This is a genomic window from Mesorhizobium muleiense, from assembly GCF_900099905.1.
Taxonomy (GTDB): Bacteria; Pseudomonadota; Alphaproteobacteria; order Rhizobiales; family Rhizobiaceae; genus Mesorhizobium; species Mesorhizobium muleiense.
This window is the reverse complement of the sequence record NZ_FNEE01000025.1, coordinates 40,109-66,304: the sequence shown is the minus strand read 5'-3', so window position 1 is coordinate 66,304 and position 26,196 is coordinate 40,109. Positions and strand designations below refer to the sequence as shown.

Genomic DNA, 26,196 nt, shown 5'->3' with positions numbered 1-26,196 from the left:
TGCCATCCGGCACGATGGCCGAACGTTGTCCCAAAGGGGCTCGACCACGTTACCGGTGGTAAGTCCGGCGCACAGGCCGCCGCCGTGGCCTGAGGACACCCCTACCAGTCGAGGAAATTTGAATTGCGAACGCCCAATATTCACTAGCTCTTTGCAAGTGGATGGAGAGGCTCATGGTGTGCCGCAGTTGCTCGCTGCCGGCATGCTCTTGGCACGGTCCCGGCTGATCATCCGAACTTGAACAGGACACCAAAGCCGCCGCGCGGATAGTTCCACTCGATGTCGCCGCCTTTCTCGCACAATATCCGGCAGGTGCCGCATTCCATGCAGCCGTCGGCGGTGATCTCGACTTGGCCCCTGTCATTCAACTCATAGCATTTCGCTGGACAGACGTAGGTCAACGCAAGCAAGTTCGCGCTTGGCTTCTCGTGCGGTCGCACTATGATATGGGGGCGGCCGGAATCGACCAGGTAGCGGTTCTGGTAAAGCTTGTCCTCGACACGAACCTTCGTCACTGCGATCGTCATCTTGTACCCTCTTCAGCGCCATGCCAATGCCAGCCGGACCGCGTCGCTGACCAACCCCCAGCGCGAGCGCGCGTTGATGAAGGCGGCCGTGGTGGCCCTTTCCTTCTCGATCTTCGGCGTGCCGTCGACACGCATGAAGTTCTGAGCGGCATACGACATCAACCGCGGATAGCTGGTAAAAAAGTTGCTGGAATTGGTGTGGAGTAAGGCTGGCATGTCCTTGTATTTCTTAAGATCCTTGATCACAAAGGATTCATCCAGCATCGTCTTGTAGAGCGCAAGGTTCCCTTTGGTCATAGGACCGTTGCGGCTTTTGACTTTGATGATCGCCTCAGCCGCGACACGACCCGAGGTCATGGCAAGGTTCGAACCCTCACGGTGAATGGCATTGTTCAGTTGCGCTGCGTCGCCGACGATGACCCAACCGTCGCCGAAGAGCTGCGGAATGGCCCTGTAACCACCTTCGGGGATAAGATGGGCGGCATATTCTTTCACCTCCGAGCCAGCGATCAGCGGCCGGATCGAAGGATGGTTTTTCATCGCGTCTAGGAGGGCGGACGGGCTCTCCAACATCGCGGCGAAATCCGAGACCAGGCAGCCGATGCCGAGTGAAATCGACTCCTTGTTGGTGTAAAGGAAGCCGAGCCCGGCCATGTCGCGAGAGATCGTGCCCACGGCCTCGATTACGCAGCCTTCATCGCCCTTGACACCGAACCGCTGGTCAATGACCTCTTCGGGCAAGAAATGCATTTCCTTGACGGCAAGCGCCACGGTCTCCGGCTTCGGCATCTCGCGCAGGCCTGCGCGAGTGCCAAGCAATCCCGACACCCCTTCTGCGAGAACGACCACATTCGCGAAGACCACTCCGCCAGCCCGGTCTGTGCGGACGCCGATCACCTTGCCATTGCCATCACGGACGAGTTCCGTCGCGGTCGTCTCACACAGGACCGTCGCGCCAGCCTCGCGCACCTTGCGGGAAAACCATTTGTCGAACTGGGCGCGGATGATCGTGTAGCGGTTGGGTTTCGCCTCATTGAAGTCGTCCGACCGGTAATGAATTCCGGTGTGAGATGTGTTGTCCATCACCCAAAGTCGCTGTTCGACCAGGTGCCGCTCGAGGGGCGCATCATCCCGGAAGTCCGGGATGATCTTCTCCAGCATGTTCGCGTACATTATGGCGCCCTGGACGTTCTTAGAGCCCGGATATTCCCCGCGCTCCAACTGCAGTACCTTCAGCCCCTGGCTTGCCAAAGTGTAAGCAGCTGCGTTTCCGGACATGCCGGCTCCGACCACAATGGCATCGAATTGTTCAATCATGTCCTCTCCCTCAACTCGCAAGCTTGTCTCGACTGTGCGGCGACAGCCGCCGGGTGAAGGCTTCCGTGAGTGCGGGCAGGAAGCGGATTGCATCCGTGACGATCCCGAGGTGGGCGAACTCGAAAATCGGCGCGTTCGGATCGGTGTTGATCGCGACGATGAGATCGGCCCCCTCGACCCCAACTCGGTGCTGGATGGCGCCGGAAATTCCGGCCGCGATGTAAAGCTTCGGTCGAATGGTCTTGCCAGTTTGGCCAATCTGGCGATCAGCCGGCATCCAGCCCTTCTGGACCAAGGGGCGCGAACAGCCATGCTCGGCGCCGATCGCTCGGGCAAGATTCTTCACAAGCTGAAGGTTCTCCGCCGCACCGAGACCGAGGCCTCCCGCAACCACGACATCCGCATAGGCAAGATTTGCCATTGCCGACTGGTTATCCGGTAGGAAGCCGAGGACTTTGGTGACGATATCGTCCTCAACGAGCGACAGCTTGTGCCGCATGACACGCCCGACCGGCTTATCCACCCGTTGCGGCATAGGCATGACCCTTGGTCGCACCGTCGCCATTTGCGGCCGGTAATTTAGTGTATAGATCGTACACAACAACGAGCCACCAAAAGTCGGACGGGTCGCGGCGAGTGAACCGTCGGAATCTACATCAAGTTCGGTGCAGTCGGCCGTGAGCCCCGTCTGCAGGGTCGTCGCTACCGAGCCCGCAAGATCCCTGCCCAGTGTGGTCGCGCCGAGAAGGAGGATTTCGGGTTTATGGGTATTGACCAGATCCGTGAGCGCCTTGGCGAACGGCTCGTTGCGGTAGTCGGCGAGCGGCGGCGCATCGACGATGTAGACAAGATCCGCCCCGTAAGCGAAGGCCTCGGCAACAGCGTCCTCGACCATCTCGCCCGGCGGTCCCAGCACGACGCCCGCGAGCTGGACTTCAAGCTTGTCGGCTAATTTGCGGCCTTCACCCAGCAGTTCGAATGATACAGGATGCACATTGCCGCGTTCGAGCTCGAGGAAGACCCACACGTGCCGGTAGTCTTTGAAACGGTCGGGAAGTTCTTTCTTTACACCGGCACGGCCGGGGGCAAGGCGAGGGGTAGCTTGGCTTGCGGTCGACATTTTCTGCTCCTGGCCGTCACGTGCCGCTGTTGAAGGCCAACTCATGTTCCAGCGCCGGCCGGCGGGTTAAGATATCGGCGATGAGTTCATCGGCGATGTCCTGCAAGCCCTTTTCCGCGGTGTCGATCTGCGCCGCGCTTTCTGCCCGTGCGGTGGGGGCGAAAACACGCTTGACGACTGTCGGCGAGCCACGCAGACCGCACCGGGTGAGATCGTCAATGCCGGCGTCGGCTGCAGTCCACTTCACGACTTGGCTGCGCGCCGCGCAAAGAGCCTGCTGGAGCGAGCCCCGGCGGATTTCGTTGGTGTCTTCCAGCATGGTAATGAGGCAGGGGAGTCTGCTCTTCAGCAACTGGGTGCCGCCTTCGGCGCGACGCGCGACTTCGATCTCGCGCGTTTTGAGATCGATGGAGGCAATCTTCGCGACGTAGGTAAGTTGCGATAGATTCAGGCGCTTGGCTATGCCTGGTCCGACCTGGGCGGTATCGCCGTCAATCGTCTGCTTGCCGGTGAAGACGATGTCTGGCCTGCCGAAAGTCTCCCCAATTTTTGCGATTGCTTGCGAAAGAGCAAAGGAGGTCGCCAGCGTATCGGATCCGGCAAAATAGCGGTCCGTCAAGAGAACTGCTCGGTCAGCACCGTAACCGAGCGCCTTTCGCAGCGAGTCCTCCGCCATGGGCGGACCCATTGTGAGCACAGTAACCTCGCCACCATGAACGTCGCGCAGTTTGAGCGCTTCTTCGAGGGCGAACAGGTCGTAAGGATTGATGATGGTCGGCACACCCTGACGCATGATCGTGTTCGTCACCGGGTGGACGCGGATCTGGGCCGAATCCGGCACCTGCTTGATGCAGATTACGATGTGCATTGGCGATTTCTCTAAGCTCCCAGTCCGGATGCGTGCTTGGCGGTTCACCTCATTGCCTGCATCGTTCATGCCAAGTCTTCTTCCTGCCTCTATTCCAGAAGGTGGCTTCGTTTGCGTCCGAGGAGGCGTCATGAGGACTGGATTTGTCGACTTCCCGACATTGTCGCGTCGCAGCCGTGTCGGGCTCATTACTTTCCGAACCGCTTCAGTGCAGAGTCGAGCGGGACGAAGGCGCGGCCAGGTGCGGGACATATGTTTGGATCGTGGTCCCTTAGCACCTTGAACACACGTTGCGTGAGCGGCGAGGAAGTCGCGAAATCTTCGTAGGCGCGTTCCAGCTTGGCGCGCACCCGCGCGGCGATTACCTGGTCAGGCAGACCGGAGAAATCTTCTTCGGCAAGGTATTGGCCCACGCGCTTCATGATATGGAGCCGCGAGACATTCATCACTTTCGGGTCGTAGGAGACGCCAAGGCAGGCGAAGAAGTCCTCCGCAGCCGACAGGCCCTTCAGTCGCGCCAGGATATCGGTGGGATCAATCGGGCGGCTGTCAGCGGAGCAGTTCATTGTATTCTCCCGGCGCGAAATTGTGGTGTCGATGCGTTGGTGACATTGCTGACGGCGTGCCGACCTCTGGCACGGCGGCTGGGGCAAGAGACTTGGCGATCTCAAGCTTTTCTGAAGTGGTGAAGGCGACCCCGGGTTGCCTGCTCTCCATTGCGTAGGGTCGTCACGTTGAGGAAGTCCTCACGGCTCATGAGTGGGCGTCGGCTATTGTGCCGCTCGGGCCCGGGCCGGAATGAAGGTGTTCTGCACCTCGCCCGCACAGTCCAGCACTGGGAACGGCACGTAGTTTCTCGATGATCGCAGGCAGGACCTCAAGCACGCGGTCTACGTCATCTTCGCCGTTGTCACGCGACAAGGAGAAGCGGACTGCCCCACATGCCGCGTTCATAGCGATCAGAACATGGCTCGGTTCCATTGAGCCAGAGGCACAGGCGGACCCGGCGGAACAGGCGATTCCCAGCCGGCTGAGGACAATTGGGATTGCATCGCCTTCGATACCTTCGAATCCAATGTTTGCAGTGTTTGGCAATCGCTCCTGCGGATCGCCGTTGATGGATGCGTTTGGGATGCGCTGGATGATCCCGTTCTCAAGGCGGTCGCGCAACCATTTTATTCGTGTTGTCTCGTCCATGAATTTCAAGGCGAGTTCGGCCGCCATGCCCAGTCCGACTATGCCGGGTGTGTTTTCAGTGCCTGCACGCCGGTCGCGCTCTTGGTGGCCACCCTTGATCAGGGAGGAGAAGCGCACGCCACGTCTTACATAAAGCGCGCCTATCCCCTTTGGACCATGCAGCTTGTGGGCGGAGAGCGACAGCATGTCGATCGCGGTCGATTTCAGCTCAATCGGAAACCTTCCGACCGCCTGCACTGCATCAGTGTGGAAAAGCGCGCCGACTTCCCTGGCTAGGTCGGCAAGCTCAACCACGGGAAAGATCGTACCGGTCTCACTGTTCGCCCACATTATCGAGACGATTGCCACTTGTGGGGTGAGGGCGGTTCTGTAGGCGTCCAGGTCGAGCCGGCCGTGGTGATCGACTGGGATAATGTGCACCTTGACGCCGCGCGTCTTTTCAAGGTGCGCGCACAACTTCAGAACGGCCGGATGTTCAACCGCGGAAGTCACTATTTCCGTTCGACCGGGCATTACCTCGAGCGCCGAAAGGATGGCTGTACTGTCGCTTTCAGTCCCGCCCGAGGTGAAGATGATCTCGTCCTCGAATCCCGCGCCGATGAGGGCTTGCAACTGCCGCCTCGCCTTTCTCACGGCTTCAGCAACCGATGCGCCATAGGCGTGCATGGACGAAGGATTGCCAAATTGCTCCGTAAAGAAAGGCAACATCGCTCCAAGGACTGCAGGATCAACCCGCGTCGTTGCGTTGTTGTCGAGATAGACAGGTCTCATGGGAGTGATCCTTCAACTGCTGAAATGATTCAAGGGTAGGCGGGCCATTGAACCTCTGGCGCATATCGTATCTGGTGAGGTGGGCGGCCGGGCGAGCGATGGCTTGGCTGACCGGTCGCTGCCGACATTGCCATTTGGTGGCGGCATCCGCCGGGAATTCAGCTGTTTCGGGCAATGTTGTTTGCTTGCCCACGGCAACGATCGATGATCGCGATTTGGCACATCACCGAACGCAATTGTTCCGGGCCGACAGTGCGTGTCGGCTGGTTCCAGAGCGCCGGGGGTTACCGGTTTGACGCAGTATTCCTTGGCGTCGCTATAGTCGAACATAGCCTGTTCCCCTGCAATCATTTGCAGGACTTGCCGCAGCTGCACTTCTCCTGCGCATTGGGGTTATCGAAAACAAAGCCGGATGTTTCGAGCCCTGTGACGAAGTCGACGGTCATGCCGGCGGCATGGGGTTGGGAGCCTCTATCCATGAACACCTTGAGCCCATCTCGCTCGATGATCGTATCGCCCTCATGTGAGACGCTCTCCAGGCCCATTGAGTATTGGAAGCCGGCGCAGCCGCCGGCATGGACCATGATGCGAAATCCTTCCGCCGGCTCGCTGGCGCGGTAAAGAGCGGCCTTGATGGCGGCAACAGCGTTGTCGGTGAGCGTAATCATGGCTCGATTTCTCCTCGGTCCGTGACGTTTTCGCGGATCATCTCGCATGAACCGTGCCAAAGGGAAGACGTGTGTAAAAACGGTAGGACATCCCGACGTCTCTATGCTCGATTGCTGGGGAGACGTCCGACAACCGACACTTACTGTCGGGTTTGTCGCGTCCGCGTCACAGGAGGGGCGCCTGAGTTCGCGATGCACTCACGCGTAAAGCAATGAACAGAGCCAAAGATGTTCAGAGCTTGCCGCGGAGCAACTGGCACGACTTTTGAGAGCCTTCGTTGCGGCGGCAAAATTGCCGGCCGATTCACCTTTGGGTTGCCCTCGCAATCGAAGAACGAAGGAAGCAATATGTCGCTCCTCCCTCAGACCCGCCTTGTGTGGGAAAGCAGCACCGCCGGTGGAACCCGAATGCTCGATCGGCCGATTGGCGCCGACCACCCAACAATCGCTCTCTACCGGCGATTGGCCGCTGACCGCCCGGAGACAGGATTCGACTGGCGTGTGCCTGACGATCAATCGCGTCCGCCGTGCACACCCCTGAGGCCCTTTTTTCGACCGATCGTCAAAAGAAGAACGGGGCGGGGTTAAAAACATGGATCAGCGCAAGAAGCGGTCGCCCAACGAAATCCGGCGTGCGTGGGAAGTCTGTCCGAGCATTCCCGCGCGTGATTTCGCCGCCCAATTGGGCATTTCGGAAGCGGAACTGGTCGCGGCCCATTGCGGTTTCGGCGCGGCACGCATCGACCCGCGCGTCAATCACCTGCTGACGGGCCTCGAATTCGTGGGCGAAGTGACGGCGCTGACCCGCAATCAAGGTGCCGTGCACGAAAAGATTGGCGTCTTCAACAAAGTGATAACCGGCAACAATCACGCCATGGTCCTTGGTGACGAATTCGACCTTCGCGTCTTCCCGCAGGCTTGGAGGTATGGTTTCGCTGTTGAAAGGCGCCATCGCGGCGGAATCCAGCGCAGTTTGCAATTCTTCGACGCCGCCGGCGCAGCAGTGCATAAGGTGCATCTCAGGCCGGTCTCCAACCTTCATGCCTATCGAAAGCTGGTGGCCGAGCTCGTATCCGCCAACCAGGAGCCGACCATGTCGCTTAAGGCGAGAGTAGCCGACCTGGGCGCGAGGACTGCGGACCGGGCCGGCACGGTGGACGACCTACGCGAGCACTGGAGCCGGCTGACTGACGTCAACCTTCTGAAGACGCTCAAGCTCAGCCGCTGCCAGGCTTTGCGCATGGTAGGCCAGGATTACGCTTGGCTGCTCGACAATGCTGCAGTTGGCGCCGTGCTCCAGCGTGCGGCCGAAGACGAATTGCCGATCATGTGCTTCGTCGGCAACCGAGGCTCTATCCAGACCCATTCCGGCTTAATCAAGTCGGTCAAGCAGATCGGGCCGTGCATCTATGTGCTGGACGAAACCTTCCGGCTGCATCTCAGGAGCCACCAAATCCGTGAGGTTTGGGCCGTGCGCAAGCCGACCAATGACAGTCACGTCACCTCGCTCGAAGCATATGGGTCCGACGGCAAGATGATCATCCAGTTGTTCGGTGCGCGCAAGGAAGGCGAACGCGAGCGCGACGACTGGCGGGTTCTGGCGGAAAACCTGCCGCGTTTCCCCGACAGCTACATGAGAACAGCTACATGAGAAAGACCGATCGTTGTCGGTGGGACGCCGGCGCCCATCTGCCTCCGCAGCGAGTAGCCGGGCATTGAAGCCGAGATCGGGAACACGATGACGCAATAAGCGCGCTGTATTGTCATAACGCGATGAGCAGGTAGCAATTTGGCGCTGCCCCATCGAAGGCATGGTTACGACGAAGCCGCGGCCTTTGGCCGAGCTCAGAGGTGACAATAGCGTTAACGCCACCGACCGTCGTCACTCCCCACCAGGCGGTCAGCTGTTGCGGTTCGGGCCGAGCAGAAATACTGTCAAGACAGCGAGGAACGTGGCAACCGCGCTGTAGAGAAAGACACTGGCAATGCCCGTGTGATCCACCAATAGGCCACCGAAAGTTGTGCCGGCTGCGATCGCCACTTGGAAGGCTATGACCATCAGTACACCAGCGCTCTCGGCCTGTTTCGGAGCGGCGCGCAGCACCATCCAGGTCTGCAATCCGACCGGGACCGCGCCAAAAGCAAAGCCCCATACGGCAACTGCAATTGCCGAGGTCAAGGCCGATGCTCCCATAGTCAGGAGCGAGACAGCGGCTACGGCAATGAGCAGGGGCGGCAGGGCCGCGACTGCCTTGAGACTGTGTTTGGTGAGGAATGCGCCCGCTAAATTGCCGAAGACGCCGGCCGTGCCAGAAGCAAGGAACACGAGCGGGATCGACTTCTTGTCGAGCGGAGGAACGCTCTCGAGAAAGTCGCGGATGTAGGCGAAGCTGGCAAAATGGCCGGAAGCGACCAATAGCACGACTAGGACCGCAACCTTCATCGTCGGATTCTTCGCGACATCCAGCGGACTGCGGAATCTGCGCACTTCGATCGGAGGCAGTGGCGGAATGGTTACGAGTTGCACGAGCAGCGCAACGGCACTCACGATTGCGGCGACCTTGAACGAGGCTCGCCATCCCCAAATGTCACCGACATAAGCGCCGATTGGAGCCGCGCAGACGGAGGCGACAGAAACGCCGGTGAGGATGATCGACATGGCGCGCGGCATGAGGTGACTTGGAACCAGCCGCATTGCCAACGCTGCCGAAATTGACCAAAAACCACCGAGCGATATGCCGAGGACGACGCGTGCCGCCAGCAACACCGGCAGCGACCCCGCAACCTCCGCCAGAACGTTCGACAGGATCAGCAGCAGCGTCATCGCCCAGATGACGACCCTGCGGTCCAGACGCTTTGTCACGATGGCCATTGTCGGTGCCGAGATCGCCGCGACGATTGCGGTCGCTGTTAGCGCCTGTCCAGCCGTGCCCGTGCTGATACCGAGATCATGCGCGAGCGGTGTCAGAACGCTGGCGGGCAGAAACTCTGCCGTCACAAGCCCGAAGGTGCCGAAGGAAAGCGAAATGATCGCACCCCATGCGGGGCCAGACCGTTGATAGGGACTTTCTGGGTCAAGCCGATCTCGGTCGAACAGAGCCGCGTCCACTAAATCTGTCGCCGATTCGGTCATGAATGAGTTCTCCAGCTAGGAGCTGTTGCAGCAGGGGTGGCTATATCGCCGGGGATCAAAGCCGCTAGACCTTCCGGCGGCGGCCAGTCGGCCTCAGTCGAGGCCTCGGCGCCCACGCATCCGAGGCCTCATCGGAGGGCCGACGGACACAACCGTCGACAATGCGGGAGAGTTCTCGGCGCGGTCGCATCGATCGCATCCGTCGAAGTGCGGCCTGTTCACTGCGAACCAAGCAAGCCGAACGCGGTGTCCTCGATCGAGGCCTTGATGGGGGGATGATCGACGATCTCTATATTGCTTTGAAGCAGGAAGTTCCGTCGCCATATGCGGTTATCCTGGCAGCCAGAATTGAGCGGTCGTCGCAAGCACCAAGGCGGTCGCAATGAGTGCAACGAGGCGGAAGTCTGATCGATGGCTGCGGTTCGATGGCCGCGCGATCGACAGAATTGAGGTGATGAGTTATCCCTTTTGAAGCCGTTGCTCCCAATTCTGGGATAAGGTAATTGCAGGCGGTCCCAGCAACGTCGGGCGGCCTTTTTGGTGATTGAATTCATGGGACGACACTCTCGGTCCGTGACGCGTCTGCGAATGACTGCGCAAGTACCGTGCCATCAACGACAAATCTGGCTCTGCTGAGCGGGTGGTGGAGGCACGAGCGTGGGCTATCCCAAGAGCTTGCCGCAAGGTTGTTCGAAGTTGAGGTGCCGGATAGGCCGCAAATATGTCGGGCGGCCTGGGGTTCGCCAACACGAAGATGCGCAAGTTCAAAAGGACGAGCTGAACCCTTGCCGATATCCGTCCGAGGCTGATCTGGAGAAGGTCAAGAACTGCGTCTTGAAGGCTTTCCGCCGCACCGGCAAATGCGAAGCCAAGGTGCTGGGCAAGATGGACAGGGCCACACAACCCCTCGACTGGACGCTCATTAACGGCATCGGTGTGGCTCTGGTAGCTGGCGAGAAAACGCCGTGCTGAAAGACGAAAGCTCGTGTGGCCGGCTCTGAAGGAGGGCCAATGAGGCAGGCGAGGAGAGGCTATAGCCCATTCTTGTAGACTGACCTTGTCCCACGGAGGCGGCTAACCACCCCGCCAGACATCATCGAGGGGAGCGCCACTAGGCTCACGAACAAGTGTTGGTCATTTCCACCTGGGTGACCTCGGCCAAGTCACCAAACCGCTTAGCGCAACCTTTCGAACTGGATGCTCCCCGGGCACATGATCGGCTAGCGATCCCACCAATTGAGTTGCTCCAAGTCGGTGTCTAGCTTTCTACATTCTGTGTCCGACGCTGGACAAGAATGTTGCAATCCCGACCAGTAAGTCAGCACAGGCGCCACCTGTTGCCCAGCAAACGGCAAGGATTATCGAAAGACGAATTCGGCACGGAGCTTGCACCAACGATTGCATGCAAATGCCGACAGCATCTCATGAACGGTCTCTCGATTCTGGCGCGGTTAAATCGCGGCCGGTTCCAGATCATGTCCCGCCCGAAATGGTGAGGGACTTCAGCCTGTTTACGTCGCCCGGCATGTTGCCGACGGCCAACGGGGATCCGCATGCAGCGGTTGCTTGCGTTCATGCCGGGCCTCCGATCTTTTATTCAACCAGCAACACGCGCGACGGTCGGGGTACCTGGGTCATCACTCGCGCGAGCGACCAGCGCCGGGTGCTGCAGGACACCGAAACGTTTTCCAGCCATCGCAGCATCTTCGCCTCTGTGCTCGGCGAGAGCTGGCCGATGATCCCGCTTGAGCTCGATCCGCCATTCCACGGTGTTTTTCGCTCACTGCTCAATCCGCTGCTTTCGCCAAAGCGGGTAATGGCATTGGAGCCGGCTGTCCGGGAACGAGCGATCAAGCTGATCGACAGGATCGCCGCATCAGGCACGAGCTGCGACATCATGAAGGATTTTGCAGTTCCGTTCGCGGTCAATATCTTCCTTCGCTTTATTGGGCTTTCGGACGACGGACTAGAAACATTTGTCGGCTGGGCTAGAGATCTGCTCCACGGCGATAAGGAGCAACGACCACCCGCAGCCCGGACGATCGTGGCCTTCATCGACGAACTTGCCACCGAGCGCCGCAAGGAGCCGGTCGATGATTTCATGACCTTCATCGTGAAGGCAAAGGTCGAGGGCCGTCTGCTCAGTGACGAAGAAGTCCGTGGCATCGGCGTGCTTGTGTTCGTCGCGGGGCTCGACACGGTCTCAGCAGCCATATGCTTCGACTTGGCCCATCTCGCGCGCAACCCCAAAGATCAGGAATTGCTACGAAGCGAACCGGACCGGATTGCCGTCGCCGCGGAAGAATTGCTGCGCGCCTATTCGACCATTCAGATGATCCGAGTGGCAACGAAGGATGTCGACTTCAAAGGCGCGCCGATCCGCAAGGGAGACTATGTTTCCTGTGCCACGATGATTGCCAATCGTGACCCGGCGGAATTCGAATACCCGAATGAGATCGATCTGGCGCGCGAGGACAACCGGCACGCTGCCTTTGGCTATGGTCCCCATCGTTGTCTTGGCTCACACCTTGCCCGGCGGGAGATTGTCATTGGCCTGGAGGAGTGGCTGGCGCGCATCCCAGCCTTTCGGATCAAGACAGGGACTGAACCCATCACCTTCGGCGGCCATGTGTTCGGGATCGAGAATCTGATCCTGGACTGGTCCTGAAGTTTCCGCCAACGACATTGGAGTTCGCTATGCGTGTCATCGTACACAAAGCCAGATGCCAGGGTCATGCGCGCTGCTTGGCGCGGGCGCCGAGAGTCTTCAAGCTTGATGACGACGGCTACATCTTGCCCGGTGATATTGATGTTGCCGATGGGGAGCAACTGCTTGCCTCACAAGGGGTAAGAGCCTGCCCCGAACAAGCTCTGGAAGTTGACGAGCCCCCCGCTAACTCAATTGTAGAGAGAGACACACGCAAAGTGCAGACTGGCGTCGGGAAGGACAAAACAATCATACAATTCGCGACAGAACCTGTCGACCACGCGAAAATTACCGAACTGCGTGACCGAGAGGCGATCCGCAACTGCCTGTATCGGTACTGCCGCGGGATAGACCGCGCCGATGAGGCGGCGCTGCGTAGCGCATACTGGCCCGAAGCGTATGACAGGCACGGTCCCTATTGCGGACCGGCAGAGGACTTCATCCAATTTGCTCTCGGTCTGCCGGGGCAGCGTAACATCCATCAAATCACGAACAGCCTGATCGACTTCATCAGTTCAGCAGAGGCCGCGGTCGAGAGCTATTTCACCGCGCTGCAACGCGGACCGGATACAGACCAAGAAATACGTCAGACGCTGCTTTGCGGCCGTTACTGCGATCTGTTTCAGAAGAGGCAGGACGAGTGGCGAATTGCGGAACGGACAGTCGTCTACGATTGGGTTGAGGAGCAAATCCCGCCAGCGATTCTTGAGGCAGATAGGTTCGGCCGGCGACAGCCGATTGGAGCACCACATCCAGACGATCCCATCTACCAGCTGCTCAAGCGTCACATCCCCACCGACCAAGATGGCGTCGAGGGTCCCCAACTGGGAGCTGCATAAGTGGGTAGAAATGGAGGATGAGCGCCTTGCGGGATTGAGATCTGTGTGGGGCCGCAACTGGCGGTCACTGCAACGATTTGGCTCGACCCTTCATTCCGCCCAAGGTCGATGGGCTGAGATCACAAGCGGTCATCGTGGAGAAGCTCTCGTGAAACTGGCAGCACGCACCGTAATCATCACAGGCGCCGCGGGCGGGATCGGCCGTGCCCTGGTCGATATCCTTGCCGCGGACGGAGACACTGTAGTTGCGGTGGACCTTCCGGGCAGTGGTGTGGTTGAACTGGCTCGGGATCTCGGGTCGCCGCACGTCGGTCTGGAGTGCGATGTGTCGCGAGAGAAGGACATGCTCTCACTTTTCGGCCAGGTCGAAGCACGGTTCGCGCAAATCGATGTCCTCATCAACAATGCGGCGGTTGGACCCACGATGGATAGGATCATCGACACCGCTGTCGATACCTTCCGACGCGGCGTGACAGTGAACCTTATTGGGCCATTCGTTATGGCCCGGGAAGCGGCGCGGCGCATGAGGCCGGGCGGTGCGATCGTCAATGTGGCTTCGATGGCGGGCGTGGTCGGCAATCCCAGGCGCAACGCCTACGCAGCCTCGAAAGCTGGCGTGATCTCGTTGACAAAGTCCCTTGCGTGCGAGTGGGCTATGCGAGGAATCCGCGTCACGGCGGTGGCGCCGGGCTCCGTCCGCACCCCAATGGTCACAGAACTGGCACGCGCTGGCAAAATGGACCTCGCGGCGATACGCCGCCGCGTGCCGATGGGGCGCTTGGCTCGCCCCGACGAGATCGCCAGGGTCGTGCGTTTTCTGAGCAGCACGCAGGCGCGCTACATCACCGGCTCGGTGCTGGCAGTCGACGGAGGCTGGATGTCATTCAACCAGCCGGGGGATGCTCACCCGCCGGTGGATAGTGCGCTCCAAGCCGAGCTCTCCTGTCCGGCCGAATGCACAGATGCGCGAATCGTGCTCGTCACCGGTGGCGCAAAAAGCATTGGCGCGGCCGTCGCTCGCCGCTTTGCCGCGAACGGCGACACCGTCGTGATTGCTGATAAAGATGGCACTGCAGCGGCAGAGCTGGCTACATCGCTCCCCGGCAAGCATCTGGCGAAATCGCTGGACGTGGCCGTCGAGAGCGATGTGGTGTCGATGTTCGAAGAGCTGAGGCGACGCTTCGGGTATATCGATGTTCTGGTCAATAGTGCTGATACCGCCGACAGGATTGTGCCTGCGATCGAGCAACTGTCGAAACAGCTCGAACACGTCCTGGATGTCAACCTTACCGGCGCCTTCACCTGCGCGCGCGAAGCGATCAAGGCTATGCGCCCGGGCGGCGTGATCCTCAATCTCGGGTCGATCGACAGCTTTCTGCCGTTCGCGCCGCGCCATGCCTACGGCGCCTCCAAGGCGGGGATGGATATGCTGACCCGTTGCATGGCGGCCGAACTCGGCCCGGTCGGAATTCGGACAGCCACCGTCGCTCCTGGCCACATCCGCACGCCCGCACTTGCTCAGTTGGCCAAAGCCGGCCGCATCGACCTGGCAGCAATCGGACGACGCATCCCCATGGGCAGGATGGGACGGCCAGAAGACGTCGCAGATGCATCGTTCTTCCTTGCTTCGTCTGACGCCTCATACATCAACGGCTCGATCCTCTACGTGGACGGCGGCTGGACCTCGTTCGGTGATGCGGGAAACGCCAGCGAACTCTATGACGAATGTTTTGCGGAGGCCGCAGGTTAATTGCCAGGCATTCGCAGGGCGACCGGCCGAGCATTATGAAGCCTCGGCTCCACGACGCACCCGAGGTGCTTGAGATCCAAGCATGCGCATGCCGAGCACATTCCCGGTCGGCTGACGTGTCTATAACGAGGAGAAATCATGGAATTTGCCACTTTCATTCTGGCCGCCCAGCGTGGCTATCACCAATCCTCAGAAAGCGTCATCCGCAACTCCATCGAACAGGCCGTCGCTTCGGAGCAGGCTGGGTTCAACACCGCGTGGTTTGCTGAGCACCACTTCAACAATTACAGCCTCATACCATCCCCGCTGATGATGGTGGCGCACTGCGCCGGCTTGACAAGCACGATTCGCCTGGGCACTGCCGTCTGCGTGCTGCCGCTTTACCAACCGCAGCGCCTGCTGTCCGAGATCGGCTTCGCCGACATCGTTGCGAACGGCCGTCTCGAGCTCGGCGTAGGCTTGGGATACCAGCAGTTCGAGTTCGAACGGTTCGGCGTGGACATCGATGAGGCGCCGGCCGTCTTTTCGGAATACCTGGACATCATTCTCAAGGGCCTCAACCAAAACGTCTTCGAACACGACGGCCAGTATGAGAAGATCCCCCCAACAGCGATTTCGGTCCGCACAGTCCAGCAGCCGACGCCGCCTATCTGGATCGCTGGCGGAGCCGCACGGATGGCTCGGGCCTACCGCGAGGGGCACAATTTTTTTGTCACAGCCTTCCACGACGGCTTAGAGACTTTGACCACACTGCGTGAATCAGTCGAGAGGGCGGCGGCATCCGAGGAAAAGAACGTCACCGACGTCAAGATATCGCTGCTGCGCTGCTGCTATGCCAGCCACGACGAGTTGGAGATCAACAGCTATCTCGACAATGCCCGCTTCCAGCGCCGGCTTTCTGAAGCCCTGCATCAGCGCCGCCAACAGAGCCACGATGGCTACCTGCTGCAGGAGACACCGACCCAGCAGGATCTGTCCTTCGAGACCATGCGCAAAAATTTGCCGATTGGCAGCGTAAATCGCGTGATTGATCGCCTGCTGGAAGAGATCGATGTCTTGAAACCGGACCAGATCGCAGTTCAGACTCAATTGGGCGACTTCGACCAAAAGACGATGCTGCGCCAGATCGAGCTCTGGGGCGACAAGATCATCCCTGCGGTCAACAAGGCGCTTTGTCATGCCGGAAGCTGAAGCCGGCCGTTACGATGATGGCTGCCTATCCACGCGCGCAATGGCGTGGGTCCGAGCTAGGGAGGAGCTTCGATCAGCATGTGCTGCCCTGCGTGCTTTCGCGTTCGCTTGAGGAGGTCCAGGCGGGCGAGGTGTTGGCGACGGAGGGGACAGGCCTTTCGTCTGTCGAATTGCGTGATGTCTTGGCCGCAACTTTCCCGTCTACCTCCAGCAGCGTATTCGCTTTGGAGGAGTTGAGCGAGCCCGAGCCGGAACTGGAAGAGGAGCTGCTGCGCCGGCTGCTGCTAGCGCATGCTGCGCCGGGCGACCCGGCGAGCGCCCGCTTGGCCAAGATCATCGCCCGGCGTGCGATGCGCACGGACCATCTTTGGCGGGATCTTGGCCTCTCAAATCGCGCTGAGCTCAGCCGCCTGCTTGCCAGACATTTTCCCGCGCTGGCGGCAGGCAACACAGAAACATGAAATGGAAAAAGTACTTTTACCGCAAGCTGTGTGAGGCCGAAGGCTTTTCGTCATGCACTGCACCCAGTTGTCGGGAATGCCATGACTTCGAAAGCTGCTTCGGCCCGGAGGAAGTTGAGAGTCGCCTCTCGCCGACCAGGAATGCCGGTTAGTCACTTCGCTTGATCGCAGCTGCGGACAACCGCTTATCACGGCGCCGTAGTATGGAGGAAGGGATGTTCATCGCCTCGCGATATTTGGTGACGGTACGGCGAGCGACATTGATGCCGGTCTGCTTGAGCTGAGCAACGATGTCTTCGTCGGAAAGTACCTTGTCGAGCGATTCTTCGGCGATGATTGCCTTGATCCGATGGCGGACAGATTTGGCGGAGTGCGCGTCGCCGCCCTCGCAGGATGCGATTGTCGCTGTGAAAAAATACTTCAGCTCGAACACCCCGCGCGGAGTTAACATGTACCTGTTCGAAGCCACCCGGCTTACCGTCGACTGGTGCATTTTGATCCCGTCAGCGACATTTTTGAGACAGAGAGGCCGCAGATGGGCGACGCCGTGTGTAAAAAAGGCATCCTGCTGGCGCACGATTTCGGTCGCAACCTTAAGGATCGTCTTAGCGCGCTGCTCGAGACAGCTGATCAGCCAGTTCCCTTTTTCCTGGCAATGGTCGAGAAACGCTTTGCCTTCCGGATTTTGATTGGTCAGCTGCGAGATTTCGGCGACATAGGTGTGGTTGATCAACACTTTGGGCAGCGTGGCCGGATCAAGCTCCACCCGCCATCCACCTTCGGACTTGGGCATTACCCAGACGTCCGGTACGATGGTTTCCGGCGTCCCGGACTGGAACCGGTCTCCAGGCTTGGGATCGAGCGCGCGGATTTCGTTCCTCATGTCGAGGAGATCCTCCTCGTCGACTCCGCAACGCTGCTTCAATCCCTGAAAATCCCCCCGTGCAAGCATCTCGAGATTGGCGACCAAAGCTGCCATAGCCGGGTCGAACCGGTCTTGCTGGCGCAGCTGAATCTCCAGGCATTCGCTGAGAGTTCGCGCAAAAATCCCCGGCGGATCAAATTGCTGCAAGATTCCGATGACCCGTTCCACATCAGCTTGCCGAACGTTTAACCTCCCGGCCAGATCGAAAAGGTTTACCTGAAGATAGCCAGTGTCCTCCAGATGGGCGGCGAGCTGTCCGGCAATCAGCCGCTCCTGCGGGGTGAACGGGGTGAGGGCGACCTGGCGGGCGACATGGTCGTGCAATGTTTCGGTGTGGGCGGTAAACTCCTCGACGGCAGGTCGATCGTTGCCGCTACTGCGTTGCGACTTCCATTGCCCGCGCCCGCCAGACGGCCCGCCAATGGGCGATTCGCCGATTTCGCTTCTGCTTTGACTGCTCCGCTGATCCACCCCTGACAGCGGCGAAACGTCGTCAAACGGGTCAGGCTTCAAAACGGGGTTCTTCTCGAGTGCCTGCTCCACGAGCTGATGGAGTTCAGTATGCGTCAATCGCAGCAAGCGAATAGCTTCAATGGCTTGAGGCGATAAGACCATACGTTGCTTCTGGCGTTGAAGCAGGCTTGCTGAGAGATGCATGTTGAACCGGTAATCTGCCGAGGAGGCTCTAGTGTGTGCTGGGGTTGTGTGAGACTTGCCACTTCTGGGTCATGCCGCCGCCTTCAGTTTGTCGAGAACGTTTTGCGGGGATGAAACGCCATAGGGGTCCGTCTCGCAGTTGTCACAGAAGCCTTCCTCCTCGAACCACTGCTCCACCACGCCATCGTCGATCAGAGCGGCGTATCGCCAGGAGCGCATGCCAAAGCCCAGATTGTCCTTCGCGACCAGCATGCCCATCTTGCGCGTGAACTCGCCCGACCCGTCTGGGATCAGCTCGATCTTCTGCAGCCCCAAGGACTTTCCCCACGCATTCATGACGAAAGCATCGTTGACTGAGACGCAGTAGATCGCGTCAATTCGCAGTTCCAGAAATTGATCATAGAGTTTTTCGAAATCGGGCAGTTGGAAGGTCGAGCAGGTCGGGGTGAAGGCGCCAGGCAGCGAGAACAGGATAACGCGCTTGCCCCCGAAATAATCGTCGGAGGTCTTGTTCTCCCACCGATAAGGATTTGGCCCCCCGATCGACTCATCGCGAACACGCGTGCGAAAGGTCACGAGAGGAACGTTCTTTCTATCGGTCATTGATTTGCTCCCAGGCCAAAGTGGTACGGTGCATTTTTCGGTTAAACTGAAGCGGCATCGACTTCGGTGGACAGTTCCGGCAGCCTTTCGCCCTGGCGTGGTTGCCTCGGACCAGTCTTGTGCAAGACCGCCCCCGAGCAGGGACGTTTAACGGCGACGAGCTTCCAGTTTTCCGCGGGGACGGGGAATGTTTGCTCGCGTGCTTTATCGAGCTTTGAGAGGTAGGCATGGTCTCCAACCGTGGTTTTGACTGCGTTCTAGCGACCGAGTCGCAAGCGCCATGCCAATTGACCCCATGCCTTGGGTTCACTTCGGTTTTTGCAGCAACTTTCGTGTTGTGCAGTAATGCCGGTCGATATTATTGCTCAAGCAGCACTGGAAATTGGGTGGGACTCCGTTCGGCAAACCCGGCCTTTGTCCGAAGCCGGACACGAATGTCGGAAATTAGCCAAACGCCAGGACCTGGGGCGGGTTAAGAAACGTTGCCGTGGGCACCGTTCTTCAGCACAATTGCGCCACGCGAGCATGGCTCCCAGCGTCAATGCCGTGCAGCAGCGAGACGAAAGTCACTGCAGAATATCAACCTCTGCGAAGTCGTTGAGACGATGGGACAGGATAGCCAAGGAGGTGCGCCGTCTTGCATGCCCCGCCAGCGAGGCGAACCCTCTTGGCTACGCGCGCCACCAGAGACGCTCCATATCGTCAGGCCCGCGTCTCATGCTCAGATGAGCCGGTATTTGGCTCTCTCATCAGCGAACCGAGAGAGCCCATGCCAAGACGGAAGCAAGCAAGACGAACGAGCGTCAAAGATACCCGGACGATCCTGCGCCTGACCCGTAAACAGGGCAGTCCGGTGGGCGAGGTGGCAGAGCAACTGAGGTTCGGCAAGACCTCGGTTTCCACCTATTTCTGCGGGCGCTGGAGGCGGGCTGTCGTGCTGGCCCTGCATGCGGCTTTGACGACGATGCGATGTTGAAACACCGTCTGTTGCGCCGAATCGGCCGTCGGCCACACGTTGGGTCGTCATCAGGTTCTCGACAGCTTCCCGGTGTCAAATCCAAACCGTGGTCGGCGATCCCACCAAGGTGGGAAGGCAGCGCTGACATAGCCGAACGTCGATCAAGTCACGATCAACGATTGCCTCATGTCACATGCCCTGCGGGACTGAAAAACGGAGAAGAACATGTGCGATGCAAAACTGAAGACCGTGCTTTCGCTCTTCTCGCCGGTGGCCAGCAAATTAGATGCTCTCTCGTCCAACGGACCAGCGACGGATGCAAATTACGTTAAGCTAAATACGAACGAGAACCCGTTTCCGTTGCCGAAGAGCGTAATGCAAAGTGCAATTGCTGCGATCGAACACCATTATCTTTATCCGGAAGACGACAATCTCAGCTTAAGGGCAGCTGCCTCCGACGCTTACGGATTTTCCAAAGATCAGGTGATTGCCGGCAACGGTTCGTCGGAACTGCTCGGACTCATCTACAGAGCTTTCCTCGCCCCAGGAGATACAGTGGCGATGCTGTCGCCCGGATTTTCGTTCAACCGTAAACTTGCCATGTTACAGGGTGCCGAGTTTCTCGAAATCGCATCGAGCGAAGCTCATCCCCTGCCGATAGAAAAACTTCTGTCCGGCCCCGCAAAAGACGCGAAGTTCATTCTGTTGGCTAATCCGAACAATCCGACCGGAACATTCGTGCCGGTGGCCGAAATCGAACGCCTTGTGGAGCAAGCAGATCGCTTGATCGTCTTGGATGAGGCCTACGTTGACTTCGCACCCGACCATGCCCTGCGCCTCGTCAATAGACATCCGAATCTTTTGATCTTGAGGACTTTTTCAAAGAGCTATGCTGCCGCTGGCGTGCGAGTCGGCTTCGGTTTCGGTCACCCAGAAATCATTGGCAGGCTGCGCAACATCCAGAATGTCTTCAACATGAACGTGATCGGGCAGGCGGTCGGGAAAAGCATTCTTGCGCATCGCCACGCCTACGAAGAGAACCACAGGCACATCAAGCATGAACGACAGCGAGTGACCCTGGCGCTGTTGCAACTTGGCTTTTCCGTAACACCCTCCCACGCAAACTTTTTGCTGGCCCGTGTGCCGGCGGGACAGGAGGGCTCATGCTGGCAAGCCGCGTTGAAAGAGCAGAAGATCCTCATCGCCAGCTTTCCTGACATAGATTTGAAGAACTGCATTCGCGTCAGCATTGGTAGCACAGAGCAGATGGACAAATTCCTTGCTGCCGCCAAACACGTCTGTATGAACTTTAAGAGGAATCGCGGTGTGCGCAAGCATGAAGTCAATTCACATTGCATTGGAAATGTATTAAGTAATAAGTGTCGATGTGTTATAAGTTATGATGTTTCCAATAGTGGATAAATCATAGGTAATTTGGAGAATAATTAATTGACGAAAATTTTCGCTTCGGGCCTAACCTTCGGCATCTTCGATCATCTGGACGAAAACGGCGATGACATCGCCCAACAATATGCAGATCGGCTGAGCCTAGCAGAAGCGTGCGATGGCTATGGCTTTTATGCGTATCATCTCGCAGAGCACCACTGTACGCCACATGGCAGAGGTCCATCACCGAATTTGTTCTTAGCGAGCGTCGCCCAGCGAACCCGCAGTCTTCGTGTTGGTCCCATGGTAATGCTACTTGCGCTCTATCATCCGCTGCGTGCCTTCGAGGAGATCTGCATGCTTGATCAGTTGAGCGGCGGCAGGCTTGAACTCGGCATAGGGCGCGGCTCTGCTCCGACTGAATTGGGATACTTCGGGGTTGCTGTAGAAGCAGCACCAGAACAGTACACGGAGGCCAGCGAGATTCTCATCAATGCGATGAAAGGCGGGACGCTTTCTTATGAGGGCCGCCACTTTGAGTTGAAAGACGTTCCGCTGACGTTGAGACCTCACCAATATCCCCAGCCGCCGACATGGATCGCCACCAATCGACCCGAGCCGGCTAGCTGGGCCGCCGCGAATGGGGCAAACATCGCCTGCGTCGGACCTTCCACTTCTGTTCGCAGCGTTACCGACGCGTTCCGCGCCGCCCGAATTCACGATGCTGACATTGGCCACCAAGCGCCATTTCTTGGATTGCTCCGAATGGTGGTGATAGGGCGTTCTGAAACAGATGCGTATTTGCTCGCAGCACCTGCCTATGAACGATGGCTCAAGAGCTTCAAATTTCTATACGAACTAAATGCCATTCCCACTCCACCAAACTTGCCTTTGAACTTCGATGCAGCAATTGAAAGTGAATTGTGCGTCGTGGGAACGGCAGCTTCTGTCCGAAAAGCTCTCCTTGATCAGCTGGAAGAGGCAGGTGCTAATTATCTTCTGTGTCAACTGGCATTTGGGGATTTGCCGCTGGATGCCTCGCTATACACCGCATCGACCATTCGATCCGAAATCATGGCTCGAGTTGCCGCATCGTGAATCCGTTGTGTGATTGGAGGAGCAGCGGCAGCGCTGCTGCTCATTCCGAAACGGTTGTGGGGGCCGGACTCTTGTGTCAGGCGTAAACACTAGGCCGGTGCTTGGTCGCCGACCGCGATACTGCAGCCCTCGCCCATTTCAGTCCCGATGACATTCCTGCCGCGACGGTTGCAGTGCCGCACTCCGCAAATTCCCCATACAGAAACAGACTTCTTGGCCTGCTCGACCAGCAGGATGGGTCCCTGCTCTCGCCGGATCTGGAGCACGTCGAACTGGCACTGAGCGATCGCCTTGAACAGCAAGGCAGGCCGATCAACTTCGTGTACTTCATAGAGGAGGGCTTCGGCTCTATCATCGCCAAAATGGCGCCCGGCCGGGATGCCGAAGCCGGCATTCTGGGCCACAAAGGCATGACAGGAACGGTTGTCGTCCTCGGCGACAATCTGGCGCCGCATGATTGCGTCGTCCAGCTCGCCGGAGAGGCGATGCGCATTCCGATAGCCCCCTTTCATGAGGCACTCGAGCAAAGTCCCACCCTGCGGCTGTTTCTTCTGCGCTTCGTGCAATGCCTGATGGTGCAGACCAGCTACACCGCTCTCACGCGAACGCCCGCCAGGGGCTCGAAAGCCGTCTCGTCCGATGGCTGCTGTTGTGTGAGGATCGCGCTGGCCCCGAGCTGAAACTCACGCGCGAATTCCTGTCGATCATGCTCGGCGTGAGGCGGCCGGGCGTAACCGTCGCCATCGAGGTCCTGGAAGGCAATGGCTTGATCCGCGCCACGTGCGGCAAGATCGTCATCCGTGATTGGGAAGGACTGATCAAACTGGCCGATGGCAGCTATGGCCCACCGGAAGCCGAGTACGAAAGGCTTATCGGTAGCAGTCCACTCCGCTGAAGGCTGTAGGGACCCTCGACAGCAGTGAGCCCATAGGAGATCACATGGCCGCCCTTTCCCTTAATTATTTTGACGTACGCAACAATGATCGGCTCTTTTCCGACACTGAAGGGACATGGTTAGCCGGCGGCATGGATTCCGTCAGGCTCGAGGCTTTCGCCGCGCTGACAGACTATGCGCGGGAAGTCACCCCCACCGTCATTTGCCGCCGCCTTACCGTTGAAGCCCGCGACGAAGACAGCAAGCCGCTCTTGGAAGCTGTTATGGACGTGGTCATCGGGGTCGTTTGTCTCAGACGACCCCGAACAGCCAAAGCGCTAAAAAAACGCCGAGCGCCAGCTCGGATGCCTTCCGGTGAACCGATCTGCGGGGCCGACTAGTCCTCTCGAACATCGGTCAGAGTGGCATGGCGCAGCCCGCCCTCGCCTTTCAGGAAGCTGATGTGGCCGACCAGGCCGGGCTTGATCCACTGCGCGTTCGGCTTCTTGATCGGAATTCCTTTGCGCGCCCGGCCGGGCATCCGGCGACGCGCTCGTAGAGCCGTTCCTTCATGGCGCGGTTCAGACCGATCACCGCGGCCCCGACATATTTTCGTGAGCCGTCGGCCTTGGCCATGAGAGCCATCGGCGCGGCGAGTAACCCTGAGGGTCTCGAGCTGCATCAGCATGGAGAGCCTGCCTATAACGGACCCCGTGCCGTCGTCGCGCTTTCCGAAGAAGTCGTCCGCCCACGGCAACCAGAGCGTCCTATCGAGGACAAAGCATGTTTGCCTGCGGCATTCTGAATCACATCCGAGACGAGGGTTGCCAGCTAATGGGTGGGCAGGCAGGGTGGCGCGCCAACGGCACACGGCCGCACGATGTAATGCAAATAGTACGAGGAAACCGATGCCCCCCATCACCCGTCGTCATGCCCTCTGCGCGCTCGCAGCCCTTTTTGGTGGAAAACACGCCCATGCTCAAACTTCTGTACAAGGCGGGCTCGATATCGTCCGCGGCAAGCGGACCACGTCTAAAGAGCATCCTTGGTACGTCGAACTCAATATTGTCACAGAGGATAAAATTGTCAGAGAGGATAAATCTTATCTATGCGGTGGAGTGGTGATCGGAGACCAATGGATCCTCACAGCGGCACACTGTTTAGCGGGTGCAACCAAGGTCGAGGCCTTTGTGAAGAATGGCGTTTCGTTAGATGTAACGGACTTTATTGTTCACGAAGAATATGTCGCGAAGACATTCAAACATGATCTGGCGCTCGTGCGGGTGCGCAGTACGCTACCCGCAGTGGCCATTCCCCTTGCTACCCCCCGGATGGACATTCCTAATGGCGAGCTCCTTACCGTGACGGGTAAGGGAGTTACACGACATGGTGGAGAGGAATCAGAAGAGCTCCGAGAGGGCAAGGTCCCATACGTCGACAACAAAACGTGCAGCCGCAAATATGGGGAGGAGATCTTTCCTGGGATGATGTGCGCCGGAACCGAAAGCGGCGGGACCGATCCTTGCCAAGGGGACAGTGGAGGTCCTCTGACCAAAGCCCATGGCAAAAACCCTATCTTGGTTGGAATTGTCTCGAGTGGGGCCGGTTGCGGAAGGACATACGGTGTGTATACGCGCGTGTCGTATTATCGCGAGTGGATCACGAAACATACCGGTGACTGAGGGGGCGAGTCGGGATGCGTGCAGGGTGGAAAGTTCACGTTGCCGCGTATCCGAACGCGCAGAATGTCCAGACTAATCGGAGTTCATCTAACAGGTATCCTGACCATGTCCCATGAAGGCTGTGCAGGCTAGGAAGCCCCGAGGCACCCGCGCCTGGCTCATCAGCGGAGCTGGGGGCTCTGATTAGACCCGCCGGAGATCAGGGCGGCGGGCTCTATCCAGCGGCACTGTATGACGCCAAGTCCAAACGCAAATTTGATGACGACGTGCGCGATAGCGGGCTTGGGGATTTTGTCGAGGCGGTCGAAGCCACCCCTCACGCCCTTGGCTAAGAAACCAAGCCTTCTTCAGCTTCCAAGAGACCGAGCACAGTGGTGCCAGAGTGGTCGGTCGAGGCATGCTGGCGAATGCGCGACAAAAGCAGCTTGTGGCCATAGAAGGCAGCGACACAAGCAAGACTGGTCGCCCCGCAATCGGTGATATCGCGCTGCTTAAACTTGCTGACCTTGCTTGACATGGCGGCTCGCTGACTGTCTGGAAATTGAAGATTAGTCGCCCGCGTAGAGCGGATTGAGCTAATCGTCGACTTTATCATAGAGGAGTTGCAGCAAAGTGCGGCCTGCAACGAGAAAGCGTGCCCAAACGGTAATGCCTTTCTTCAGGTGAGCGATGCCCCCGTTCTTAAGGACGAGTTGGTTGCGAGACAGCGCAAGGGGGACCTTGAAGAAGGGCTCCCGCCGTGGAGAATGGAGTCCTGCGCCACGTTGAGCACCTTGGCGTCAGTGACACCCCATTGATTGTAGTTTGTAGGCATCGATTTGGATATGCACCGACTGGCCCGGGTGCACAAAAGCGATGTCTTTGGGGGGAACGTAGATTTCCACCACCAGTTCGGTACCGGCGAAACCCAACCGACGTTTTGCCCGGCCTGTACGTAGCTGCCGGAAGTGAGGCCTGAGAATTGCTCAAGAGTACTGGGGCTCGAATATGAGTCAGATCCCGCTCGTTCTCGAGCTCATGCAAAGTGGCCGTGAGCTCCTTGAGGCGCAGGTTGATGTCGAAGAGTTGCTGGTTTCATTCGGCGATTTTTCGCCGGGCCAGGATCTCGCCCTGGAGCTCAATGTTGTGGAGGGCGAAAGTCTTTTCTTCAACAGTTTTCGCGGGCGCTGCAGAAGCCGAAAGCAGTCGCTTGGCACGGTCGAGTTCCGCTGCGGCATTGGTGCGGGCGTATTCGTTTTCCCGCAACAAGTTGAGGAAATGCGCGCGGTCAGCTTTGGCGGATTCGGTCGAGAGGCGGATCGGGTCCTTGGCCTGCGTGCCGGAGGAGATCAGGTTTTCGAGATCACCGGCAAGATCGCTCCTTGCGACCCATGCTCGCTCCAATCGGGCTGTGCGGAAATTCTCCCGGTTCACAAAATTGAGTCGCTGGAGTAGTGGGGGCGCAGAGAAATCTCCGGTCGCAGC

23 protein-coding genes and 4 pseudogenes are annotated in these 26,196 nt (G+C 58.7%); 14 read left to right on the top strand and 13 right to left on the bottom strand.

Annotated features, from left to right (window positions below; translation table 11 throughout):
* Nucleotides 1–227: 227 nt before the first annotated feature.
* The 7 genes from BLT09_RS28430 to BLT09_RS28400 form a co-directional block, all read right to left on the bottom strand.
* Nucleotides 228–527: a ferredoxin family protein gene (locus BLT09_RS28430; RefSeq protein ID WP_091599526.1), complete on the bottom strand. Its 300-nt coding sequence runs from the start codon at nucleotides 525–527 to the stop codon at nucleotides 228–230.
* A 12-nt stretch (nucleotides 528–539) separates the two neighbouring features.
* Nucleotides 540–1,844 carry an FAD-dependent oxidoreductase gene (locus BLT09_RS28425; RefSeq protein ID WP_091599523.1) on the bottom strand — a complete coding sequence of 435 codons (1,305 nt, stop codon included), beginning with the start codon at nucleotides 1,842–1,844 and terminating at the stop codon, nucleotides 540–542.
* Between the two features lie 10 nt (nucleotides 1,845–1,854).
* Nucleotides 1,855–2,964 carry an electron transfer flavoprotein subunit alpha/FixB family protein gene (locus BLT09_RS28420; protein WP_091599520.1) on the bottom strand — a complete coding sequence of 370 codons (1,110 nt, stop codon included), beginning with the start codon at nucleotides 2,962–2,964 and terminating at the stop codon, nucleotides 1,855–1,857.
* A 16-nt stretch (nucleotides 2,965–2,980) separates the two neighbouring features.
* Nucleotides 2,981–3,832: an electron transfer flavoprotein subunit beta/FixA family protein gene (locus BLT09_RS28415; protein WP_091599518.1), complete on the bottom strand. Its 852-nt coding sequence runs from the start codon at nucleotides 3,830–3,832 to the stop codon at nucleotides 2,981–2,983.
* A gap of 188 nt (nucleotides 3,833–4,020) precedes the next feature.
* On the bottom strand, nucleotides 4,021–4,398 hold the full coding sequence (gene nifW, locus BLT09_RS28410) for a nitrogenase stabilizing/protective protein NifW (protein ID WP_091599514.1): 378 nt from the start codon (nucleotides 4,396–4,398) through the stop codon (nucleotides 4,021–4,023).
* A 187-nt stretch (nucleotides 4,399–4,585) separates the two neighbouring features.
* Complete coding sequence (nifS, locus tag BLT09_RS28405; RefSeq protein ID WP_091599511.1) at nucleotides 4,586–5,800, bottom strand: cysteine desulfurase NifS; 1,215 nt, start codon at nucleotides 5,798–5,800, stop codon at nucleotides 4,586–4,588.
* A 347-nt stretch (nucleotides 5,801–6,147) separates the two neighbouring features.
* On the bottom strand, nucleotides 6,148–6,468 hold the full coding sequence (locus BLT09_RS28400) for a HesB/IscA family protein (protein WP_091599508.1): 321 nt from the start codon (nucleotides 6,466–6,468) through the stop codon (nucleotides 6,148–6,150).
* A gap of 592 nt (nucleotides 6,469–7,060) precedes the next feature.
* Here BLT09_RS28400 and BLT09_RS28395 point away from each other — a divergent pair.
* Complete coding sequence (locus tag BLT09_RS28395; RefSeq protein ID WP_091599505.1) at nucleotides 7,061–8,119, top strand: hemin-degrading factor; 1,059 nt, start codon at nucleotides 7,061–7,063, stop codon at nucleotides 8,117–8,119.
* Nucleotides 8,120–8,368: 249 nt separating this feature from the next.
* Here BLT09_RS28395 and BLT09_RS28390 read toward each other — a convergent pair whose 3' ends face one another.
* Nucleotides 8,369–9,601, bottom strand: coding sequence for an MFS transporter (locus tag BLT09_RS28390; RefSeq protein WP_091599502.1), 1,233 nt, complete (start codon nucleotides 9,599–9,601; stop codon nucleotides 8,369–8,371).
* A 657-nt stretch (nucleotides 9,602–10,258) separates the two neighbouring features.
* Here BLT09_RS28390 and BLT09_RS28385 point away from each other — a divergent pair.
* The 7 genes and pseudogenes from BLT09_RS28385 to BLT09_RS28360 all read left to right on the top strand — a co-directional run bounded on the left by BLT09_RS28385 (nucleotide 10,259) and on the right by BLT09_RS28360 (nucleotide 16,701).
* On the top strand, nucleotides 10,259–10,573 hold the full coding sequence (locus BLT09_RS28385) for a hypothetical protein (protein ID WP_091599500.1): 315 nt from the start codon (nucleotides 10,259–10,261) through the stop codon (nucleotides 10,571–10,573).
* Between the two features lie 517 nt (nucleotides 10,574–11,090).
* Complete coding sequence (locus BLT09_RS28380) at nucleotides 11,091–12,269, top strand: cytochrome P450 (protein WP_164746650.1); 1,179 nt, start codon at nucleotides 11,091–11,093, stop codon at nucleotides 12,267–12,269.
* 29 nt (nucleotides 12,270–12,298) lie between these two features.
* Nucleotides 12,299–12,421: pseudogene (locus BLT09_RS35270) on the top strand (ferredoxin); the annotation flags it as partial.
* A 138-nt stretch (nucleotides 12,422–12,559) separates the two neighbouring features.
* Nucleotides 12,560–13,147, top strand: a complete 588-nt coding sequence (locus tag BLT09_RS28375; protein WP_236378846.1) for a nuclear transport factor 2 family protein — start codon at nucleotides 12,560–12,562, stop codon at nucleotides 13,145–13,147.
* A 148-nt stretch (nucleotides 13,148–13,295) separates the two neighbouring features.
* Entirely contained in the window at nucleotides 13,296–14,897 is a 1,602-nt protein-coding gene (locus BLT09_RS28370; protein WP_091599495.1) for an SDR family oxidoreductase, read from the top strand.
* A gap of 138 nt (nucleotides 14,898–15,035) precedes the next feature.
* Nucleotides 15,036–16,088 (top strand): LLM class flavin-dependent oxidoreductase, encoded by a 1,053-nt coding sequence (locus tag BLT09_RS28365; RefSeq protein WP_091599492.1) that lies wholly within the window; start codon nucleotides 15,036–15,038, stop codon nucleotides 16,086–16,088.
* A gap of 14 nt (nucleotides 16,089–16,102) precedes the next feature.
* A pseudogene (locus BLT09_RS28360) lies at nucleotides 16,103–16,701 on the top strand (nitrogen fixation protein NifQ).
* Here BLT09_RS28360 and rpoN read toward each other — a convergent pair.
* Both rpoN and BLT09_RS28350 read right to left on the bottom strand, forming a co-directional pair.
* A complete protein-coding gene (gene rpoN / locus BLT09_RS28355; RefSeq protein WP_091599489.1) occupies nucleotides 16,698–18,131 on the bottom strand; it encodes an RNA polymerase factor sigma-54 in 1,434 nt (477 codons plus the stop codon). The pseudogene BLT09_RS28360 and the gene rpoN sit on opposite strands and share 4 nt — an antisense overlap.
* A gap of 69 nt (nucleotides 18,132–18,200) precedes the next feature.
* Nucleotides 18,201–18,734: a peroxiredoxin gene (locus BLT09_RS28350; protein ID WP_029356553.1), complete on the bottom strand. Its 534-nt coding sequence runs from the start codon at nucleotides 18,732–18,734 to the stop codon at nucleotides 18,201–18,203.
* Nucleotides 18,735–19,917: 1,183 nt separating this feature from the next.
* Here BLT09_RS28350 and hisC point away from each other — a divergent pair.
* The 5 genes from hisC (at nucleotide 19,918) to BLT09_RS34700 (ending at nucleotide 23,451) form a co-directional block, all read left to right on the top strand.
* Nucleotides 19,918–21,114, top strand: coding sequence for a histidinol-phosphate transaminase (gene hisC, locus BLT09_RS28345; protein WP_091599485.1), 1,197 nt, complete (start codon nucleotides 19,918–19,920; stop codon nucleotides 21,112–21,114).
* Nucleotides 21,115–21,141: 27 nt separating this feature from the next.
* Nucleotides 21,142–22,176 (top strand): LLM class flavin-dependent oxidoreductase, encoded by a 1,035-nt coding sequence (locus tag BLT09_RS28340; RefSeq protein ID WP_091599482.1) that lies wholly within the window; start codon nucleotides 21,142–21,144, stop codon nucleotides 22,174–22,176.
* A gap of 101 nt (nucleotides 22,177–22,277) precedes the next feature.
* Nucleotides 22,278–22,856 carry a Crp/Fnr family transcriptional regulator gene (locus tag BLT09_RS35265; protein WP_236473429.1) on the top strand — a complete coding sequence of 193 codons (579 nt, stop codon included), beginning with the start codon at nucleotides 22,278–22,280 and terminating at the stop codon, nucleotides 22,854–22,856.
* Nucleotides 22,826–23,071, top strand: coding sequence for a helix-turn-helix domain-containing protein (locus BLT09_RS35260; protein WP_236473428.1), 246 nt, complete (start codon nucleotides 22,826–22,828; stop codon nucleotides 23,069–23,071). Before BLT09_RS35265 ends, BLT09_RS35260 begins: the two co-directional genes overlap by 31 nt.
* A 44-nt stretch (nucleotides 23,072–23,115) precedes the next feature.
* Nucleotides 23,116–23,451 carry a DUF6894 family protein gene (locus BLT09_RS34700; protein WP_187331497.1) on the top strand — a complete coding sequence of 112 codons (336 nt, stop codon included), beginning with the start codon at nucleotides 23,116–23,118 and terminating at the stop codon, nucleotides 23,449–23,451.
* On the opposite strand, the gene BLT09_RS33985 is transcribed toward BLT09_RS34700, so the two are convergent.
* Entirely contained in the window at nucleotides 23,448–23,738 is a 291-nt protein-coding gene (locus BLT09_RS33985) for a hypothetical protein (protein WP_126057644.1), read from the bottom strand. The genes BLT09_RS34700 and BLT09_RS33985 overlap by 4 nt on opposite strands.
* A 220-nt stretch (nucleotides 23,739–23,958) precedes the next feature.
* On the opposite strand from BLT09_RS33985, the gene BLT09_RS28325 reads away from it, so the two are divergent.
* Entirely contained in the window at nucleotides 23,959–24,732 is a 774-nt protein-coding gene (locus BLT09_RS28325; RefSeq protein WP_164747232.1) for a serine protease, read from the top strand.
* Nucleotides 24,733–24,992: 260 nt separating this feature from the next.
* Here the strand turns inward: BLT09_RS28325 and BLT09_RS28320 are convergent.
* Together BLT09_RS28320 and BLT09_RS28315 are read right to left on the bottom strand one after the other, a co-directional pair.
* Nucleotides 24,993–25,249, bottom strand: a pseudogene (locus BLT09_RS28320) (cysteine peptidase family C39 domain-containing protein); the annotation flags it as partial.
* A gap of 58 nt (nucleotides 25,250–25,307) precedes the next feature.
* Nucleotides 25,308–26,097: pseudogene (locus BLT09_RS28315) on the bottom strand (beta-barrel domain-containing protein); the annotation flags it as partial.
* Nucleotides 26,098–26,196 lie beyond the last annotated feature (99 nt).